At 73.3% G+C, this 18375-nt stretch carries 17 protein-coding genes; 12 read left to right on the forward strand and 5 right to left on the reverse strand.

Going from position 1 to position 18375, the window contains the following annotated elements:
- Nucleotides 1-411 carry a response regulator gene (locus LV78_RS05555; RefSeq protein WP_253843629.1) on the reverse strand — a complete coding sequence of 137 codons (411 nt, stop codon included), beginning with the start codon at nt 409-411 and terminating at the stop codon, nt 1-3.
- A gap of 42 nt (nt 412-453) precedes the next feature.
- Nucleotides 454-864, reverse strand: coding sequence for a hypothetical protein (locus LV78_RS05560; protein ID WP_253843630.1), 411 nt, complete (start codon nt 862-864; stop codon nt 454-456).
- Between the two features lie 84 nt (nt 865-948).
- Between LV78_RS05560 and ctaE the strand changes: the two genes are divergently transcribed.
- The 4 genes from ctaE to qcrB are packed head-to-tail and all read left to right on the forward strand — an operon-like array spanning nt 949 to nt 5196.
- Nucleotides 949-1551 (forward strand): aa3-type cytochrome oxidase subunit III, encoded by a 603-nt coding sequence (gene ctaE / locus LV78_RS05565; RefSeq protein WP_253843631.1) that lies wholly within the window; start codon nt 949-951, stop codon nt 1549-1551.
- A gap of 41 nt (nt 1552-1592) precedes the next feature.
- Nucleotides 1593-2405: a cytochrome bc1 complex diheme cytochrome c subunit gene (gene qcrC / locus LV78_RS05570; RefSeq protein WP_253843632.1), complete on the forward strand. Its 813-nt coding sequence runs from the start codon at nt 1593-1595 to the stop codon at nt 2403-2405.
- Nucleotides 2402-3526 (forward strand): cytochrome bc1 complex Rieske iron-sulfur subunit, encoded by a 1125-nt coding sequence (gene qcrA / locus LV78_RS05575; RefSeq protein ID WP_253843633.1) that lies wholly within the window; start codon nt 2402-2404, stop codon nt 3524-3526. The genes qcrC and qcrA overlap by 4 nt, the downstream gene beginning before the upstream one ends.
- Nucleotides 3523-5196: a cytochrome bc1 complex cytochrome b subunit gene (qcrB, locus tag LV78_RS05580; RefSeq protein WP_301305841.1), complete on the forward strand. Its 1674-nt coding sequence runs from the start codon at nt 3523-3525 to the stop codon at nt 5194-5196. The genes qcrA and qcrB overlap by 4 nt, the downstream gene beginning before the upstream one ends.
- 119 nt (nt 5197-5315) lie before the next feature.
- Here the strand turns inward: qcrB and LV78_RS05585 are convergent, their stop codons facing one another.
- On the reverse strand, nt 5316-5597 hold the full coding sequence (locus tag LV78_RS05585) for an Lrp/AsnC family transcriptional regulator (protein ID WP_015800219.1): 282 nt from the start codon (nt 5595-5597) through the stop codon (nt 5316-5318).
- Nucleotides 5598-5634: 37 nt separating this feature from the next.
- Nucleotides 5635-7347 carry a DEDD exonuclease domain-containing protein gene (locus tag LV78_RS05590; protein ID WP_253843634.1) on the reverse strand — a complete coding sequence of 571 codons (1713 nt, stop codon included), beginning with the start codon at nt 7345-7347 and terminating at the stop codon, nt 5635-5637.
- Between the two features lie 83 nt (nt 7348-7430).
- Here LV78_RS05590 and LV78_RS05595 point away from each other — a divergent pair, with 83 nt between their 5' ends.
- The 4 genes from LV78_RS05595 to LV78_RS05610 all read left to right on the forward strand — a co-directional run bounded on the left by LV78_RS05595 (nt 7431) and on the right by LV78_RS05610 (nt 13397).
- Nucleotides 7431-8984 carry an NYN domain-containing protein gene (locus tag LV78_RS05595; RefSeq protein ID WP_372494799.1) on the forward strand — a complete coding sequence of 518 codons (1554 nt, stop codon included), beginning with the start codon at nt 7431-7433 and terminating at the stop codon, nt 8982-8984.
- A gap of 438 nt (nt 8985-9422) precedes the next feature.
- Nucleotides 9423-10415, forward strand: coding sequence for a C40 family peptidase (locus tag LV78_RS05600; protein ID WP_253843635.1), 993 nt, complete (start codon nt 9423-9425; stop codon nt 10413-10415).
- Between the two features lie 121 nt (nt 10416-10536).
- On the forward strand, nt 10537-11772 hold the full coding sequence (locus LV78_RS05605) for a hypothetical protein (protein WP_253843636.1): 1236 nt from the start codon (nt 10537-10539) through the stop codon (nt 11770-11772).
- 494 nt (nt 11773-12266) lie between these two features.
- A complete protein-coding gene (locus LV78_RS05610; RefSeq protein ID WP_253843637.1) occupies nt 12267-13397 on the forward strand; it encodes a glycosyltransferase family 4 protein in 1131 nt (376 codons plus the stop codon).
- A gap of 191 nt (nt 13398-13588) precedes the next feature.
- Here LV78_RS05610 and LV78_RS05615 read toward each other — a convergent pair whose 3' ends face one another.
- A complete protein-coding gene (locus LV78_RS05615; protein WP_253843638.1) occupies nt 13589-15397 on the reverse strand; it encodes an AMP-dependent synthetase/ligase in 1809 nt (602 codons plus the stop codon).
- 129 nt (nt 15398-15526) lie between these two features.
- Here LV78_RS05615 and LV78_RS05620 point away from each other — a divergent pair, with 129 nt between their 5' ends.
- From LV78_RS05620 to LV78_RS05635, 4 genes are read left to right on the forward strand one after another with little or no spacing between them, the layout of a single operon-like run.
- On the forward strand, nt 15527-15907 hold the full coding sequence (locus tag LV78_RS05620) for a polyketide cyclase / dehydrase and lipid transport (protein ID WP_253843639.1): 381 nt from the start codon (nt 15527-15529) through the stop codon (nt 15905-15907).
- 11 nt (nt 15908-15918) lie between these two features.
- A complete protein-coding gene (locus tag LV78_RS05625) occupies nt 15919-16707 on the forward strand; it encodes a metallophosphoesterase family protein (RefSeq protein ID WP_253843640.1) in 789 nt (262 codons plus the stop codon).
- A gap of 27 nt (nt 16708-16734) precedes the next feature.
- A complete protein-coding gene (locus tag LV78_RS05630) occupies nt 16735-17169 on the forward strand; it encodes an SRPBCC family protein (protein WP_253843641.1) in 435 nt (144 codons plus the stop codon).
- Nucleotides 17166-18371, forward strand: a complete 1206-nt coding sequence (locus tag LV78_RS05635; protein ID WP_253843642.1) for an ArsA family ATPase — start codon at nt 17166-17168, stop codon at nt 18369-18371. Before LV78_RS05630 ends, LV78_RS05635 begins: the two co-directional genes overlap by 4 nt.
- Nucleotides 18372-18375 lie beyond the last annotated feature (4 nt).

Genomic DNA, 18375 nt, shown 5'->3' on the forward strand with positions numbered 1-18375 from the left:
TCAGCCGCGCACGGCGGGCAGCGCCAGCGAGCGCAGCACCTCGGCCACGGTCTCGGCCGCCGCCAGCGGGTCGAGCGGGTGCACCAGGACCGCGTCGGCCTGCGACCACGTCGCCAGCCACCGGTCGTCCTTGCGGCGCACCGCGATCACCACGGGCGGGCAGTTCGTGATCTCGTTCTTGAGCTGCCTCGACAGCCCCATGCCGCCGGTGGGCTGGGCCTCGCCGTCCAGGATGACCAGGTCGGCCTTGGCGTTGTCCAGCTCGTAGAGGACCTCGGCGATGGTGCTGGCCTCGGTGTACTCCACCCGTCCGAGGTCGGGCGCGGGTCGCCGCCCGACGGCCGTGATGATCGTCTCACGCACCTCGGGGCGGTGGCTGAACACGAGGATTGTGGTCGTCTGCGAAGTCATCGCGCGAACCTCCGGACGGGTCGGGGCCGAGAGGTCCCGATGCTATCCGGCGTCCTCCCGCTGATCCTTCCGGGCCTGGAGGGCGTCCCAGCCGATCCAGTCGCCGCCGAGCCGCTGGGCCAGGCCCGCCATCCGCGAGCGCTCCTGCGCGCAGTGCAGCGCGTCGAGCACCTGCACGCGCAGCGCGTGCGCGGGTTCGCCCTCCCGCAGCGCCCAGCCGTCCGGGGCGAGCAGCTCCCGCGCGCGTTCTACCTGATCAGCGGGCAGGTGGAGGTGGTGGCGGAGCACCGCGGGCTCTTCGGGGCGCCACCGGGGCGAGCGCGCCAGGGCGGCCGAATCGGCCTCCGCGATGTCGAACGCCTCGACGACGACCACGAGATCGGGTGAGTCGACCTCCAGGGGAACTGCCCCCCGTTCGGACCAACGCCTGCGCAACCGGACGAACCACTCCATACGACCCTCACCTCGTGTGTGACCCGGATGACCATGACTTAAGGCCCCGGACCCGATGGGCGAGGCGAAAACGTGCAAGCAATAATGCGTCGTGTGACAACGGCAGCGCCCTCAATCACCCAGCGCGTGCACTCGCTGAACCGGCCGAACATGGTCAGCGTGGGCACGGTCGTCTGGCTGTCCAGTGAGCTCATGTTCTTCGCGGGTCTCTTCGCCATGTTCTTCACGGTGAAAGCCCAGCACGAGGGCGAGTGGCCCCCGGTGCACCTGAACGTCCCCTACGCGATGTTCTTCACGATCATCCTGGTGGCGTCGTCCATCACCTGCCAGTGGGGCGTCTTCGCCGCCGAGCGCGGCGACGTCTTCGGCCTGCGCCGGTGGTACGGGCTCACGGTGCTGCTGGGCGCGATCTTCGTCGCGGGACAGGCAGGCGAGTACGCCACCCTGATCGGCGAGGGGGTGACGATCCCCAGCGGCGCCTACGGCACGGTCTTCTACCTGACCACCGGCTTCCACGGCCTGCACGTGATCGGCGGCCTCATCGCGTTCGGGTACCTGCTGATCCGCACGAAGCTGAGCAAGTTCACGCCCGCCCAGGCGACTTCCGCGATCGTCGTGTCCTACTACTGGCACTTCGTCGACGTGGTCTGGATCGGCCTGTTCGCCGTCATCTACCTCGTGCCCTGACACCAAGAACCCCGAACTCACTAGCAAGGGTTGCCGCACACATGACCACCACCAGTACCACGAGGGCCCGGAATCGCAGCACCAAGCTGCGGCGGCGGATCTCCGGCCTGCTCGCGCTGGGGTTCGCGCTGCTGAGCGCGGGCCTGCTGTTCAGCGCGCTCGCGCCGCAGCCGCAGACCGCGCAGGCGCAGTCCGACCCGGCCCAGGTGCGGCTGGGGGAGCAGCTCTACAACAACACCTGCATCTCGTGCCACGGCCAGAACCTGGACGGCGTCAAGGACCGCGGTCCGAGCCTGATCGGCGTCGGCGAGGCGGCGGTGTACTTCCAGGTGTCCTCCGGCCGGATGCCCATGGCCCGGCAGGAGGCGCAGGCCCAGCGCAAGCCCGTCAAGTTCAGCGCCGAGGAGATCGACGCGCTCGGCGCGTACATCCAGCAGTTCGGCGGCGGCCCGGAGACCCCCGAGGAGCGCGGCGAGGCGCTGCGCGGCGAGGACCCGGCCCGCGGCGGTGAGCTCTTCCGGCTGAACTGCGCGGCGTGCCACAACTTCACCGGTCGCGGCGGGGCGCTGTCGTCCGGCAAGTTCGCACCCGAGCTCGACGGGGTCACCGAGGAGCAGCTGTACACGGCCATGCTCACGGGCCCGCAGAACATGCCCAAGTTCTCCGACCGGCAGCTCACGCCGGAGGAGAAGGAGGACATCATCGCTTACATCAAGTCGGTGTCCGACGGGAACAACAACCCCGGCGGCGCCGCCCTCGGCGGCTTCGGGCCGGTTTCAGAGGGTCTGATCGCGTTCATCGTGGGCATCGCCGCGCTCGTCGGCGTGACCCTCTGGATCGGAGCCAAGGCATGAGCGGCGACAAGCCGAACGGGCTGCCCGACGAGGCGCAGCTCTCGAAGATGAGCCGGGACGAGCTGGTCAAGCTCGGCACGGAGCTGGACGGCGTCGAGCTGGTCCACTACGAGGAGCGCTGGCCCGTCAAGGGCACCAGGGCCGAGAAGCGCGCCGAGCGCCTGGTGGCGCTGTGGTTCGCCATCGCCGCGCTGTCGGGCGTCGGCTTCCTGGCCGCGTTCCTGTTCTGGCCCTGGAAGTACGAGGCCCCGCACACCGACAACCACTGGCTGTACCAGCTGTACACGCCGGTCATCGGCCTCACCCTGGGCCTGTCGGTCCTGGCGCTGGGCGTCGGCGCGCTGCTGTACACCAAGAAGTTCATCCCCGAGGAGCTGGCGGTCCAGCAGCGCCACGACGGCGGCTCGTCCCCGGTGGACTCCGCGACCCTCGTCGCCGAGCTGGGCGACGTCGGCGAGCGCAGCACCCTCGGCCGCCGCTCGCTGATCAAGCGCACCGCCGGTCTCGGCGCGGGCGTGTTCGGCCTCGGCGTCCTCGCGGTCCCGCTCGGCGGCATGGTGAAGAACCCGCACGCCGACAGCGAGACCAAGGACTCGCTGTGGCACACCGGCTGGAAGTCGGAGAACGGCGAGAAGGTCTACCTGCGCCGCCACACCGGCAACTTCCACGACGTCGAGCTGATCCGGCCCGAGGACCTGGACGCGGGCGGCTTCGAGACCGTCTTCCCGTTCCGCGAGTCCGAGCGCGGCCACGAGCACGAGCTGGTGCAGGCCCTCAAGCGGGCCGACAACCCGGTCATGCTGATCCGCCTGCGCCCCGGCCAGGCCGTGACCAAGCGCGCGGGCCAGGAGGACTTCAACTACGGCGACCTGTACGCCTACTCGAAGATCTGCACCCACCTCGGCTGCCCGACCTCGCTGTACGAGCAGCAGACCGGCCTGCTGCTGTGCCCGTGCCACCAGTCGCAGTTCGACGTCTTCCACTACGGCAAGCCCCGCTTCGGCCCGGCCACGCGCGCCCTGCCGCAGCTTCCGATCACGGTGGACGAGGACGGTTACTTGATCGCCCGCAGCGACTTCATCGAGGCTGTGGGTCCGGCGTTCTGGGAGCGTAAGTCATGAGCGGCATCACGACGCCGACGAAGCGGCAGCCCGCCGCGGCCCGCGCGGCCGCGGGCGCCGCCAAGTGGGCAGACGACCGGTTCCACATGGCCGGCGGGGTGCGGAAGCAGCTCAACAAGGTCTTCCCGACCCACTGGTCGTTCCTGCTCGGCGAGATCGCGCTCTACAGCTTCATCATCCTGCTGCTGTCGGGCACCTACCTCGCGCTGTTCTTCGACCCCTCCATGCAGGAGGTCACCTACAACGGCGCGTTCGTGAACCTGCAGGGCATCGAGATGTCCCGCGCGTTCGAGTCCACGCTGAACATCAACTTCGAGGTGCGCGGCGGCCTGTTCGTGCGCCAGGTCCACCACTGGGCCGCGCTGCTGTTCATGGCGGCGATCGTGGTGCACATGTTCCGGATCTTCTTCACGGGCGCGTTCCGCCGCCCGCGCGAGATCAACTGGGTCATCGGCATCCTGCTGTTCATGCTGGGCGCGATCGAGGGCTTCCTCGGCTACTCGCTCCCCGACGACCTGCTGTCCGGCACCGGCCTGCGGGTCATGGCGGCGCTGCTGATCTCGTTCCCGGTCATCGGCACCTGGACGAACTGGCTGCTCTTCGGCGGCGAGTTCCCCGGCATGGACATCATCCCCAGGCTCTACACGCTGCACATCCTGGTGGTCCCGGCGGTCATCCTCGCGCTGATCGCGGTCCACCTGGGCCTGGTGTGGTACCAGAAGCACACGCAGTTCCCCGGCGTCGGCCGCAAGGAGACCAACGTCGTCGGCGTGCGCATCATGCCGGTGTTCGCGGCCAAGGGCGGCGGCTTCTTCGCCGTGGTCGTCGCGGTCACCGCGATCATGGGCGGCGTCTTCCAGATCAACCCGATCTGGAACATCGGCCCGTACAACGCCGCGCAGGTCTCCGCCGGTTCGCAGCCCGACTGGTACATGGGCTGGACCGACGGCCTGGTCCGCCTGTGGCCCGCGTGGGAGCTGTACCTGGGCGACTACACGGTGCCCGCGCCGTTCTGGCCGTTCATCCTGGGCCTGCCGCTGCTGACCGGCATCGCGGCGGCGTACCCGTGGATCGAGCGCAAGATGACCAAGGACTACGCGCACCACAACCTGCTCCAGCGCCCCCGCGACGTGCCCGTCCGGACCTCGCTGGGCATGATGGCGATCACCTACTTCATGGTGATGCTGCTGATGGGCGCGAACGACATCATCGCGTTCAAGTTCGACATCTCGCTCAACGCGACGACCTGGATGGGCCGCATCGGCCTGCTCGTCCTGCCGCCGCTGGCGTACTACCTCACCTACCGGCTCTGCATCGGTCTGCAGAAGTCCGACCGCGAGGTGCTGGAGCACGGCGTGGAGACCGGCATCATCAAGCGGCTCCCGCACGGCGAGTTCATCGAGGTGCACCAGCCGCTGGGCCCGGTCGACGACCACGGCCACCCGGTCGCGCTGGAGTACCAGGGCGCCCCGGTGCCGAAGAAGATGAACAAGCTCGGCGCGGCCGGTCACCCGGTCCCCGGCTCGTTCTTCACCCCGGACAAGCCGGAGGAGACCGCCGCCCTGGCGCGGGCTCGCGCGGCGCAGGGCTCCGGCGTCGGCACGCTGTCGGCGGAGAACAAGCCATCGGCCGAGGTCGAGGCTGCGGCTGACGAGCCCGGCCTGAGCTAGCGAAGGCCGGGAGACCCCCGGCCGGTGCAAGCTGGCCGGGGCAGCTCCACCGGACGCTCACACAGCAAAAGAGAAGGACCCCGCATCAGAGGATGCGGGGTCCTTCTTTTCTTCTCAGCTCAGGAGTCCAGTCCAATCGCGAACGCCGCTTCGGTGTCCTTCTTGGAGTACGACCGGAACGCGATGTGCGTGTCGGTGTTCAGCACGCCGGGCACCTTGCTGATCCGGCCGGGGATCAGGGCGGCCAGCTCCTCGTGCTCGCTCACCTTGACCATGGCGATCAGGTCGGCGTCACCCGCGCAGGAGTGCACCTCGGTCACGCCGTCGATGTCGACGATCGCCTGCGCCGCGTCGGTGATGGACTCCGCTGAGACTTGGATCAGCACGATCGCGGTGATCACAGGGGCACTCCTCGTCCTCGTGGGTGTGCCCGCAATGCTAGTGCCCCTCGAACCGGTACTGGTCGCGCCCGGCCTCGGCCACGCCCACCCAGGTCCGCCAGCTCCCCGCGCTCCACGCGGGCACCGCCCACGGCCGGGAGCAGCTCACCATCCGGGTCCCCGGCTGCTCCACCCACCGCAGCACCACGCCGACCTCCTCGGCGCTGCCGCCCAGCAGCGGTCCCGCGCCCGGCAGCACGGTCTCCGCCGAGGCCACCAGCGCGTCCACCACCGGCATCGGCGGCACCCCGCGCGGGGCGGTCCCGGCGCTCGCCAGCCGCCCGTGCCGCACCACCGCGAACCACCAGCCGCCCGCGCCGTCCGGCCGCGCCGCCACCAGCTCCTCGACCGAGGCGAGCGCGGCCAGCCGCTGCCCCCGGTCCAGCGCCCGCACCAGCCCGGCCAGCCGGTCCCGCCGCAGCGCCGCCTCCTCGAACCGCTCCTCCACCGCCAGCTCGCCCAGCTTCGCCGCCGCGCCGCCGAGCGCCTCGGTGGACTCCCCGGCGATCAGCGCCCGCGCCCGCTCCACCGCGCCCGCGTAGTCGTCGACCTCCTGGAGCCCCGCGCACGGGGCCTTGCAGCGCCCCATCTCCAGCAGCGCGCACGGCGTGCCGGACGCCCCGCGCGCCGGGATGCGCTGGGCGCACGCCCGCAGCGGCACGGCCTCCAGCAGCGCCTCCGCCGCCGCGTCCGCCGCCCGCCTGGTGGGGAACGGCCCCAGCGCGCCGTCGCGGGCCGCGCGCACCACCGACAGCCTCGGGAACGCCTCGTCGGTCAGCGCCAGCCACCACGACGCGGTGTTCTTCGACCGGCGGTTGTAGGCGGGCCGGTGCGCGGCGATCAGCCGCAGCTCCCGCACCTGCGCCTCCAGCGGGTGCGCGCACTCCACCCAGTCCACCCGCACCGCGAGCGCCACCATCTCGCGCAGCCGGTGCCGGGTCTCCGACGCGGTGAAGTACTGCCGCACCCGCCTGCGCAGGTCCGAGGCCGTGCCGACGTACAGCACCTCCTCGCTCGGGCCCCGGAACAGGTACACGCCCGGCGCGGACGGCAGGTCGGCGGCCAGCGAGCGCTTGCGGCGCTGCTGCGGGCTCACGTCCGGCAGGTACGCCAGCAGCTCCTCCAGCGAGTGCACGCCCACCGACCCGACCCGCTCCAGCAGCCGGTGCAGCACCTCCACCGTGGCGCGCGCGTCGACCAGCGCCCGGTGGTTCGGCGCCTCGGGCACCCCGAACAGGGCGGACAGCGCGGACAGCTTGCAGCTGGGCGCCTCCTCGCGGCTGAGCACCCGCCTGGCCAGCTTGACCGTGCACACCACCGGCGGCTTGGGCCAGGCGTAGCCGTGCCGCTCGCACGCGGCCTTCATGAAGCCAACGTCGAACCCGGAGTTGTGCGCCACCAGCACCGCGCCCTCGGCGAACTCCAGGAACGCGGGCAGCACCGAGGCGAGCACGGGCGCGCCGGTGACCATGTTCTGGGTGATGCCGGTCAGCGCGACGATCTGCGGCGGGATGCCGCGCTCCGGGTCGACGAGCGTGCCGAACTCGCCGATCACCCGCCCGCCGCGCACCTTCACCGCGCCGATCTCGGTGATGCCGTCCTCGGCCGCGCGCGGACCGGTCGTCTCCAGGTCGAAGACGACGAACGTGGTCTCCCGCAGCGGGGTGCCCAGCTCGTCGAACGACAGCTGCGCGGGCGGCGTGGTCGGCATTCCGGGCACGGTAACCCCGGACACCGACAATCCGGTGGTGGAGGTGGTCGGTGACGGGGGTCGGCGCGCCGTAGCCTGTACGGGTGCGGGACCCGATCACGGCAGCGGACGAGGACGACGAGCGGGGCGACGGTGAGCCGGAGCCGCTCGTCGAGTCCGCTGTGGAGCCGGTCGGGGAGCCGGGCCGGGAGGCGGCCGGGGAGTCCGGCGCGCGGCCGGACGCGGGCTCCGGGGCCGACGACCGGTCCGCTGAGGAGCCTGCTGAGGAGTCCGCCGGGGTGCTCGCGGGAGAGCCCGACGAGGAGTCCGCCGCCGAGGCCGAGGCCGCCGCTGAGCGCGACGCCGAGTCCGCCGTGGACTGGACCGCGCTGCCCGACCCGCTGCGCGCCAGGCTCGCCGAGCTGAGCGCCCACGCGCTGGGCGAGCTGCCCAAGGTGGACGTGCCGCAGTCGCTGCGCGCCGTCGCCAGGTTCGCGCCCGCCAAGCGGGCCAGGCTGGGCGCGCCCGCGCTGATCGGCGCGCTGCGCTCGTCGGCCGGGTTCCGCACCGCCGTCGTCGACTGGTTGCGGCGCAACCGGCCGTCCGCGCTGGAGCACACCGCGCCCGACCCGGTCACCGCCGGGGCCGCCGCGCTGCTGCTGGGCGAGGACGGCGCGGAGCACCTGGTGGAGCTGGTGGGGCGGCGCGCGACCGACGCCGGGCTGCGGGCCGAGCGGGACAGCGCGGTGGCGCGCCTGGAGCGGCTGGAGTCCGAGCTGGAGCGGCTGCGGGCCGAGCGGGTCGAGGTCGGTGGCGCGGCCGACCGGGTGCGGGTCGAGGCGGACGCCGAGCTGGAGCGGTTGCGCAAGCGGCTGCGGGAGCAGGGCGTCAAGCTGCGCGAGGCCAAGGACCGGGCCGAGGCCGCCGCCCTGGAGGCGCTGCGGGTGCGGGCCGAGGTGGACGTCGAGGTCGGCAAGCTGATCGCCGAGCGGGACCGGGAGCGCGAGCGCGCCGAGGCCGAGCGGGTCAGGGCGCGGCGCGCGGTCGCCGACGCCGAGGTGGCCCGCCAGTCGGCGCGGGAGGCGCGGCAGGCCGACGAGGTGCGGCTGGCGCTGCTCGTGGACACCCTGGACGGCGCGGTCAGCGGGCTGCGCAGGGAGCTCGCGCTGGGCGGCGGCACCGGGCCGCGCCCGGCGGACATGGTGCGCGGGGCGAGCGCGGGGCAGGGCTCGGTCAACCGGGTCGAGGACCCGGCCGCGCTGGACCGGCTGCTGGCGCTGCCCGCCGTGCACCTGATCGTCGACGGCTACAACGTCACCAAGACCGGCTACCCGGAGCTGGCGCTCGCCGACCAGCGGGACCGGCTGGTGCACCAGCTCGCCGTGCTGGCCGCGCGCACCGGGGCCGAGGTGACCCTGGTGTTCGACGGCGCGGGCGTGGTCGCCGTGCCTGCCGCCGCGCCGCGCGGGGTGCGGGTGCTGTTCAGCGACCCCGGCGTGCTGGCCGACGACGTCATCCGGGCGCTGGTGACCGCCGAGCCCGAGGGCAGGCCGGTGGTCGTGGTGACCTCCGACCGGGCGGTCGCCGACTCGGTGCGCAGGCGCGGCGCGCACCCCGTCCCGTCCGCCGTGCTGCTCGCCCGCCTCGGCCGCGTCTGACCCCCGTTCGGGGGAGTGGCGACCGGCTGTGACCGGGGTTCGTCGGCGGAGGGTGACCGTTCGGGGGTTGCGCAGGGTGACCGCGCGGAGTGTGATCAAGCTCTTAGTCCGGGGTGTCCCGCGTCACCCGACCAGGTGAGCCGATGCGTCATCGATCCAGTCGCGATTACTCGCCGGACAACGGTGGACGCGGGCATCCCGCTCTCATAACCTAGCCGGGACCTCGCGGAGGATCGTCGGCCGGCGTGGCAGGCGACGCGGGTCACCGCCGGATCGGCGCTGTCGGGGAGCCGAGTCGCGCACGCCCCTCCACCTCGTTTTGGTGCCGCCAGGGGCTGCGCCGCGTCCGCGCTGAGCGGGGACCGGTGGCGGTTCACACGACAGGAGACTCTGGCGAGAGTGGCGTCGCAACGACTCAAGCGCGGTGTGCGTGGGGTAATGGCCGCCACGGCGGTGGCCGTGGCGGCTGTGGGCATCACGCCGGTCTCGGCCGGGGCCCAGCCCGCCACCGCCTCCGACGCGTTGAAGAAGTACAACGAGCTGGGCGAGCAGGCCACCAAGCTCAACGAGGAGCTGCTCCGCGCTCAGGAGCAGGAGAAGAACAACCAGGCCGAGCTGGACAAGGCCAAGGGCGAGGTCGAGGCCGCGACCAAGGCCGGTGACGCGGCCCGCGCCGACGAGGAGAAGTTCCGCAGCCGGGTCGACCGGCTCACCGAGGCCTCCTTCGAGGGCGCGCGGTTCAACCAGCTGTCCGCGCTGCTGGTCAGCGACTCGCAGCAGGACTTCCTCAACCGCATGTCCGCCCTGGGCGTGCTGGCCATGGACAACGGCGAGGCGCTGGACGAGCTGTCCGGCGCGGTCCAGGCCGCCGACACGGCGCGCGACACCGCCTCCGAGGCCGAGAAGCGCGCGCAGACCGCGACGGACGAGGCGAAGAAGATCGCCGACGACGTGCGCAAGCGCAAGGACGACCTGGACAAGCAGCGCACCGAGGTCCAGGCGCAGATCCAGCGGCTGACCGTCTCCGAGAAGGCCGCGCTCAAGAACCCCGGCAGCGTTCCCACGAACGTGGACTACCCGGCGGGCGCTGCGGGCGCGGCGCTCCAGTTCGCGCTGGCGCAGATCGGCGACATGTACCAGTACGGCGCGACGGGCCCGAACGTGTGGGACTGCTCCGGCCTGGTCATGAAGGCGTACGCGAGCGCGGGCGTGTCGATCCCCCGCACCAGCCAGGGGCAGGCCGGGGTCGGCCGCGCGGTGACCCGCGCCGAGGCCCAGGCGGGCGACATCGTCGTCTACAACGGCGGGATGCACGTGGGCATGGCGGTGAGCAACAGCCAGGTGGTGCACGCGTCCACCGACGGCGTGCCGGTGAAGGTCGTGCCGTTCAACAACCCCGGCTCGATCTACGCTATCCGCCGGATCGGCTGACGGGCCTGCGAGCTGTTCCCCCTCGGCGGGGTCGTTCCGGGAGCGGAGCGGCCCCGCCGAGGCGCGTTCCGGGGGTGGGGTTCACTGTCCGGGTGCCCTCGACCGCCGCCGGAGCGGCCCGGTGAGCCGCGCGCGGACCGTCCTGGCGGTCCTGGCCGCGCTGGTGCTGTCGGCCGGGCTGGTGGCCGTCCTGCGGCACGGGACCGCGCCGGCCGGGGCGGACGCGCCAGCCGAGGAGGCCGTGCGGGCGCTCCTGGACCGCAGGGCGCGGGCCGTGCTGGAGCGGGACGAGGCGGCGTTCACCGCCGACCTGGACCCCGAGGCCGATCCCGCGTTCCTGGCCGCCCAGCGCGGGCTGTTCGCCGCGCTGGCCGAGGTGCCACTGGCCGAGTGGTCCTACCGGGTGGCCGACGCCGCGGGTGACGAGTCCGGTGGGGACGAGCGCGCTCTGACCGTCCTGCTGTCGCACCGGCTGTCCGGTGTGGACGAGCGCGCGGGGGAGAAGCCGCTCGGCTACCGCTTCAGCCGCCGGGACGACCGCTGGCTCCTGACCTCGGACACCGCGCCGGGCCGCACGACGTGGCGCGGCCCGTGGGACTTCGGGCCCGTGCGCGTCGGCGCCGCGCGCGGCGGGCTGGTCCTGGCGCACCCAGGAGGCGAGGCCCAGGCCGCGCGGGCGCTGGCGGAGCTGGACGACGCCGTGGACGCGGTCACCGACGTGCTGGGGCCGAGGTGGGGCGGGCGGGTGGCGGTGCTGGTCCCCTCCGGTGACGCGGAGCTGCGCGCGCTGGTCGGCGACGGCTTCGCGAGCGGGGGGCTGGCCGCCGTGGCGGTGTCCGACCCGGTCGTGCCCGGCCGGACGCCCACCGGCCAGCGGGTGGTGCTGAACCCGGCGGTCGTGGCCCCGCTGCCGGACGTCCAGTTCCGGGTCCTCCTGCGGCACGAGATCACGCACGTGGCGACGCGGGCCTCGGTCGTGGACGGCGCGCCGATGTGGCTGCTGGAGGGCTTCGCGGACCACGTCGGCTACCTGGGCAGCGGTCTGCCCGCCGACCAGGTCGCGCCCGCGCTGGCGGCCCGCGTGCGCGCGGGCGACCCGCCGTCCGCGCTGCCGTCCGACGCGGACTTCCGGGGCGCGGGGATCGACCTGGCCTACCAGGAGGCGTGGTCGTTCGCCGAGCACCTGGCCAGGGCGCACGGGGAACCCGCCCTGCTCGCCCTGCACGACCGCCTGACCGCGCTGGGCCCGGCCGCCGGGTCCGACGTGGACGCGGCCCTGCGCGCCACCACCGGCGCGGGGCTGGCCGAGCAGCTGGCCGCCTGGCGCGGGTTCCTGACCACGACGTTCACCCCCTGAGTCTGGTAGTCCCTGACCCCGCCACTCCCTGGCCCCGCCACTCCCTGGCCCCGCCACTCCCTGGCCTCGGCACCCCCTGGCCTCGGCACCCTCTGACCCCGGCACCCCTGGGCAGCAGCGCCCTGCGCGACACCACGGCCAAGCCGCCTCGCCGGATCGCCCGCACCAGGCGCCGGTCAGGCACGCTCCACCGCAGCGGCGCGGGCACGAGCCTGGCCGAGGGAAACCCGCCCCCGAGCCGCCGCGCAAGCGGCTGCTCCCGGCCCTCGCCGCCGAGCGGGAGGCCCTTCGAGCCCCGCACCGCCCCGGCTCCCGGTCCTCGCCCGCCCCCTGATCGTCACCCGTGCTCGCCCTGCCGCTCGACCCAACCGCGCCTGTCCCCGCCCTGCCCGGCCGTCCGTGCCGCGTCCTGCCCCACCCGCCTGCCCGCCCGCGCCCATCCCCTCGCCCGCCGCCCCCCGCACCCCCCACCTCCCTCGGGGTACCGTGCGCCCGTGCCGCGAACCCTCCTGGTGACCAACGACTTCCCGCCGCGCCCCGGAGGCATCCAGGGCTACCTGCACGAGCTCGTCACCCGCCTGCCCGACGTGGTCGTCTACGCCCCGTCCTGGGAATCGCCCTCCGGTTCGCACCCCGAGTTCGACGCCGCCCAGCCCTTCCCGGTCGTCCGCCACCCCACGAGCCTCATGCTCCCCACCCCCGACGTCCTGCGCCGCGCCGCCGACGTCCTCAGGGCCGAGCGCTGCGACTCCGTCTGGTTCGGCGCCGCCGCCCCCCTCGCCCTGCTCGGCCCCGCGCTGCGGAAGGCGGGCGCCCGGCGGGTCGTCGCCTCCACGCACGGGCACGAGGTCGGCTGGTCCATGCTCCCCGGCGCCCGCCAGGCGCTGCGCCGCATCGGGTCCACCTCGGACGTCGTCACGTTCGTCAGCCGCTACACCCGCTCCCGCTTCGCCGCCGCGTTCGGCCCGGCCGCCGCGCTGGAGCACCTGCCGCCCGGCGTGGACACCGACGTCTTCGCGCCCGACCCGGCCGCCCGCGCCGAGCTGCGCGCCCGCTACCGCCTCGGCGACCGGCCGGTCGTCGTCTGCGTGTCGAGGCTGGTGCCGCGCAAGGGGCAGGACGTGCTGATCAGGGCCCTGCCCGAGATCCGCCGCCGGGTCCCGGACGCCGCGCTGCTGCTGGTCGGCGGCGGGCCGCACCGGGGCGCGCTGGAGCGGCTGGCCCGCGAGAGCGGGGTCGAGGGCGACGTGGTGCTGACCGGGTCGGTGCCCTGGTCGGAGCTGCCCGCGCACTACAACGCGGGCGACGTGTTCGCGATGCCGTGCCGCACGCGCGGGCGCGGGCTGGACGTGGAGGGGCTCGGCATCGTCTACCTGGAGGCCTCCGCCACCGGGCTGCCGGTCGTGGCGGGCCGCTCGGGCGGTGCGCCGGAGACGGTGCGCGACGGCGTCACCGGGCACGTGGTGGACGGCCGCGAGGTGCACGCGGTGGCCGAGTCCACGGCGGCGCTGCTGGCCGATCCTGGACTGGCCGCGAAGATGGGGCAGGCCGGTCGCGAGTGGGTCTCCGACCGGTGGCGCTGGTCCGACATGGCCGCCCGCCTCGGCTCGCTCATCGCGGGCTGACCCGGCGGAAACCCTAGGTCAGCGCGGTCGGCGGGACGCGCGACAGCGATACGACAGAACCACCCGCGAGACTGGTCCCGTCCCACCGCCGAGCGGCGCCGGGACGGGAACTCTCGCGTCAAGCGATCACTGGGGGTCGGTTGGCCCACACCTCGGTGTGGGCCAACCGTCTGTTCCGCCCCCGGCCGGTCTCAGCGGGAGTAGATCGCCTCGATGTCGGCCTTGTAGGTCTTCGCCACGACCGACCGGCGCAGCTTCATGCTCGGCGTCATCTCGCCGCCCGCCTCGGTGAAGTCCACCGGCAGCACCCGGAACTTCTTGATCGACTCCGCCTTGGACACCGCCAGGTTCGCGTCGTCCACCGCCGCCTGGATGTCCTTGAGCAGCTGCTCGTCCTCCACCACGTCCGCGACCTTCGTGCCCGCGGGCCGGTTGTTGCGCTCCAGCCAGGACGGGAAGAACTCCGGGTCGATCGTGATCAGCGCGCCGATGAACGGCTGCGCGTCGCCGATCACCATGCACTGGCTGATCAGCGGGTGCGCCCGCAGCCGGTCCTCCAGCACGGCCGGGGAGACGTTCTTGCCACCGGCGGTGACGATGATCTCCTTCTTCCGGCCGGTGATCTTCAGGAAGCCGTCGGCGTCCAGCTCGCCGATGTCGCCGGTGTGGAACCAGCCGTCCTCCAGCGACTCCTCGGTGGCCTTCGGGTTGTTCCAGTAGCTCCGGAACACCACGTCGCCCTTGATCAGCACCTCGCCGTCCTCGGCGATGCGCACCGAGGTGCCGCCCACCGGCTTGCCGACCGTGCCGACCCTGGTCGCCGTCGCCGTGTTCAGGCAGGCCGCCGCCGTGGTCTCGGTCAGGCCGTAGCCCTCCATGACCGGCACGCCGATGCCCCGGAAGAAGTGCGCCAGCCGCTCGCCCAGCGGCGCGCCGCCGGACACCGCCGCGATGCACCGGCCGCCCAGCGCCGCCTTGAGCCTGCGGTACACGAGCTTGTCGAACACCGCGTGCTTGACCTTGAGCAGCAGGCCGGGCTTGCCCTCGGCCTGCGCGCGGCTGTGCTCGACGGCGGTCGCCTCCGCGATCGCGAAGATCTTGCCCTTGCCCTCGGCCTCGGCCTTCTGCTTGGCCCCGTTGTAGACCTTCTCGAACACGCGCGGCACCGCGACGACGAACGTCGGGCGGAACGTGCCCAGGTCCTCGACGAGCTTGCGCACGTCCTGGGTGTGGCCGACGGTCACCCGCGTGTACAGGGCGCACAGGGCCAGCACGCGGGCCAGGATGTGCGCGAGCGGCAGGAACACCAGCAGCGTGTTGCCCGCCTGCAGCAGGTGCGGCATCAGCGTGACCGCCTCGCGGATCTCCGAGAGGAGGTTGCGGTGGGTCAGCTCGCAGCCCTTGGGCTTGCCGGTGGTGCCCGAGGTGTAGACGATCGTCGCGACGTCGTCCGCGCCCGCGACCCGCCGCCGGGCGTGGGCGTCCTCGTCGGACACCTCGGCCCCCAGCGCGGTCAGCTCGTCCACCGCGCCGCCCGCCGAGCCCGAGCCGGACTCCAGCTGCCAGACGTGCCGCAGCTCCGGCAGGTCGGGCGCGATCGGCTCCAGCAGCGCGCGGTGGGCGCCCGTCTCGACGAACACGGCCTTCGCGCCGGAGTTCGACAGGATCCACTCGACCTGCTCCGCGGAGGAGGTCTCGTAGATCGGCACCACCACGCCGCCCGCGTGCCAGATCGCCTGGTCCAGCAGGGTCCACTCGTAGCTGGTCTTGGACATCAGCCCGACCCGGTCGCCCGGCTCGATCCCGGCGGAGATCATGCCCTTGGCGACCGCCAGCACCTGTGCGGCGTAGTCACGCGAGGTCACGTCGACCCACGTGCCGTCCACGCGCCTGCGGAAGCTGACCGCGTTGCCGAAGCGCTCCGCGTTCGCCCACACCATGTCGGTGAGGTTGTCCTCAGGCGCCACCGACGCGGTAGCGGGAACGCTGAACTCGCGCACGTTGCCTCCGTGACTTTCGACTTCGATTTGTCCGACTCGTTCGACCGGACACGGAACTTAACCTGTGATTCCGGCGATACACCAGGCCGGTGCGCTGGTTCGTGGCCATCTCGTGGCACGCTCGCGGCCGTGCCGAGCGTGGACGTCGTGGACGAGACCTTCCTGGCTGTTCCCCCCGAGACCGTGGCGGAGGCCTTCGCCGCGCCCGAGTCCTGGGCGCGGCACTGGCCCGATCTCATTCTCTCGGTCTACCTCGACCGGGGGGCGCAGGGGCTGCGCTGGACGGTCGGCGGCGCGCTCGTCGGGACCATGGAGGTCTGGCTCGAACCGGTCATGGACGGGACCCTCCTGCACTACTTCCTGCGGGCCGACCTGCCCGAGGGCGCCCCGGCCAAGCGGGTGCGCAAGGAGCTGCGCCGCCGCCAGCTCGACGCCAAGAGCGTGTCGCTGGGCCTGAAGCTGGCACTGGAGGCCGGTCGGGAGCCGGGGGTCGCCCCGGTCCTGCCGTAGATTCTCCCCCCGTGCGCGTACACGTGGTGTCGGACGTCCACGGCAACTCCGAAGCGCTGGCCCGCGCGGGTGACGGGGCGGACGCGCTGGTCGTCCTGGGCGACCTGATCGACTTCGTCGACTACTACGACCACTCCGGCGGCATCCTCGGCCGGGTGTTCGGGCCGGAGAAGGTCGCCGAGTTCGCCCGGCTGCGGCGCGGGCGCATGGGCCCGGAGGCGGGCGCCTTCCTGCGGACCCTGTGGGCGGGCCTCGACGACGCGGCGGCCGTGGTCAGGGAAGCGGTGCACGAGCAGTACACCCGGCTGTTCGGGGCCATGACCGCGCCGACCTACGCCACGCCGGGCAACGTGGACAGCCCCGAGCTGTGGCCGGAGTTCGCCCGCGACGGCGTGCACGTGCTCGACGGCGAGACGGCCGAGATCGGCGGGCTGCGGTTCGGGTTCGCGGGCGGCGCGGTGATCGCCCCGAACGTCCGCCGCACGCCCGGCGCGGCCTGGCGGGCCTACCTGCGCACCGACGCCGAGCTGACCGGGGTGCTGGCCGGGCTCGGCGAGGTGGACGTGCTGTGCACGCACGTGCCGCCCGCCGTGGCCGAGCTGACCTACGACGTGGTGGCCCGGCGCGCCGAGCAGGGCTCGACGGCCGTGCTGGACGCGATCCACCGGCTGCGCCCCCGCTGGTCGGTGTTCGGGCACATCCACCAGCCGATGACCAGGCGCACCCGCATCGGCCCGACCGAGTGCGTCAACGTCGGCCACTTCCGGCGGACCGGAACGCCGCACGTGCTGGCTTGGTGACCAGGCGCACCGGGTAGCCTGCGCGACATGGCCGACGAGTCCACCCAGTCCATCGTGATCGACGCTGCCCCAGCGCAGATCCTGGCGGTGATCGCCGACTTCGACTCCTACCCGGAGTGGGCGAACGGGGTGAAGCAGACCGAGGTGCTGAAGCGGGACGACGAGGGCCGGGCCACCGAGGTCGAGTTCGCGATCGACCAGGGGCCCATCAAGGACGACTACGTGCTCGGCTACACCTGGCGGCCCACCGGCGTGTCCTGGACCCTGCTCAAGGGCAACATGCAGAAGGCGCAGGAGGGCAGCTACGAGCTGACCCCGACCGGCGCGGGCGTCCAGGTCACCTACACGCTCTCGGTGCAGCTCGTCGTGCCGATGATCGGCCTGTTCCGCCGCAAGGCCGAGAAGGTCATCATGGACACCGCGCTCAAGGAGCTCAAGCGCCGCGTGGAAAGCGCTGGATGAGCGCCGGACTGCTGCTCTTCACCGGCAAGGGCGGGGTCGGCAAGACCACCCTCGCCGCCGCGACCGCCGCCCGGCTCGCCGAGAGCGGGCGCAAGGCGCTCGTCGTGTCCACCGACCCGGCCCACTCGCTCGGTGACGCCTTCGGCGTGCGCCTGGGCGCCGCGCCGACCGAGGTGGACCCGGACGGGCTGACCGGGCTGCACGCCGCCCAGGTCGACCCGCGCGCCCTCGTGGACGACGCCTGGACCGAGCTGCGCGGGCACCTGCGCACCGTCCTGGCCGGGGCCGGGGTGGACGAGCTGGACGCCGAGGAGCTGACCGCGCTGCCCGGCGTGGAGGAGCTGCTCGCGCTCGGCGAGGTGCGCAGGCTGGCCGCGAACGGGCCGTGGGAGGTCGTGGTCGTCGACTGCGGGCCCACCGCCGAGACGCTGCGGCTGCTCGCGCTGCCCGAGGCGTTCGCCGGCTACCTGGAACGGCTGTTCCCCACCCACCGCAGGGTCGTGCGCGGCCTGCTGGCCGGGGCCGCGGGCAGCGGCGCGGTCGACCGCTGGGACGCCACCGCCGACGCGCTGTCCCGGTTGGCCGAGCGGCTCGACGCGCTGCGGGGGATGCTGACCTCGGACGACACGGCCGTGCGGCTCGTGCTCACCCCGGAGCGGGTGGTCGCGGCCGAGACGCGGCGCACGGTGGCGGCGCTCGCGCTGCAGGGCGTGCGGGTGTCCGGGCTGGTGGCGAACCGGCTCGTGCCCGCCGTCGCGGCCGACGAGAGCGGCGCCGCGGCCTCCTGGCTGCGGACGCGGCGCGCCGAGCAGGACGCGGTGCTCGCGGACCTGGCCGACCTCGGCGGGGTGCGCGCGGTCGAGCACCGGGCGGCCGAGCCGGTGGGCGTCGAGGCGCTGCTGGAGGTGGCGCGCGGGCTGTACGGGGACGACGACCCGGTCGGGGAGCCCGGCGGGTCCGGGGCGCTGACCTCGGTGGAGCGGGACGGGGACGAGTACGTGCTGCGACTGGCGCTGGCGGTCGGCGAGTCCGACCTGGACCTGGCGCGGGTCGGCGACGAGCTGGCCGTGACCCTGGACGGCAGGCGCAAGCTGGTGCCGCTGCCGCCGCTGCTCAAGCGGTGCGTGGTGACCGGCGCGGAACTGGACGACGGTGGGTTGGCGGTGCGGTTCCGCCCCGACCCCGACCTGTGGATGCGGTGAGCGG

Origin of the sequence: Actinosynnema pretiosum (assembly GCF_024171695.1) — a bacterium.
Classification (GTDB): domain Bacteria; phylum Actinomycetota; class Actinomycetes; order Mycobacteriales; family Pseudonocardiaceae; genus Actinosynnema; species Actinosynnema pretiosum.

Excerpts from the sequence above, each read along its gene's own strand:
- qcrB (WP_301305841.1), top strand. The coding sequence starts at position 3,523 with ATGAGCGGCATCACGACGCCGACGAAGCGGCAGCCCGCCGCGGCCCGC.
- qcrA (WP_253843633.1), top strand. The coding sequence starts at position 2,402 with ATGAGCGGCGACAAGCCGAACGGGCTGCCCGACGAGGCGCAGCTCTCG.
- LV78_RS05630 (WP_253843641.1), top strand. The coding sequence starts at position 16,735 with ATGGCCGACGAGTCCACCCAGTCCATCGTGATCGACGCTGCCCCAGCG.
- LV78_RS05590 (WP_253843634.1), bottom strand. The coding sequence starts at position 7,347 with ATGCCGACCACGCCGCCCGCGCAGCTGTCGTTCGACGAGCTGGGCACC.
- LV78_RS05560 (WP_253843630.1), bottom strand. The coding sequence starts at position 864 with ATGGAGTGGTTCGTCCGGTTGCGCAGGCGTTGGTCCGAACGGGGGGCA.
- LV78_RS05635 (WP_253843642.1), top strand. The coding sequence starts at position 17,166 with ATGAGCGCCGGACTGCTGCTCTTCACCGGCAAGGGCGGGGTCGGCAAG.
- ctaE (WP_253843631.1), top strand. The coding sequence starts at position 949 with ATGCGTCGTGTGACAACGGCAGCGCCCTCAATCACCCAGCGCGTGCAC.
- LV78_RS05600 (WP_253843635.1), top strand. The coding sequence starts at position 9,423 with ATGGCCGCCACGGCGGTGGCCGTGGCGGCTGTGGGCATCACGCCGGTC.
- qcrC (WP_253843632.1), top strand. The coding sequence starts at position 1,593 with ATGACCACCACCAGTACCACGAGGGCCCGGAATCGCAGCACCAAGCTG.
- LV78_RS05555 (WP_253843629.1), bottom strand. The coding sequence starts at position 411 with ATGACTTCGCAGACGACCACAATCCTCGTGTTCAGCCACCGCCCCGAG.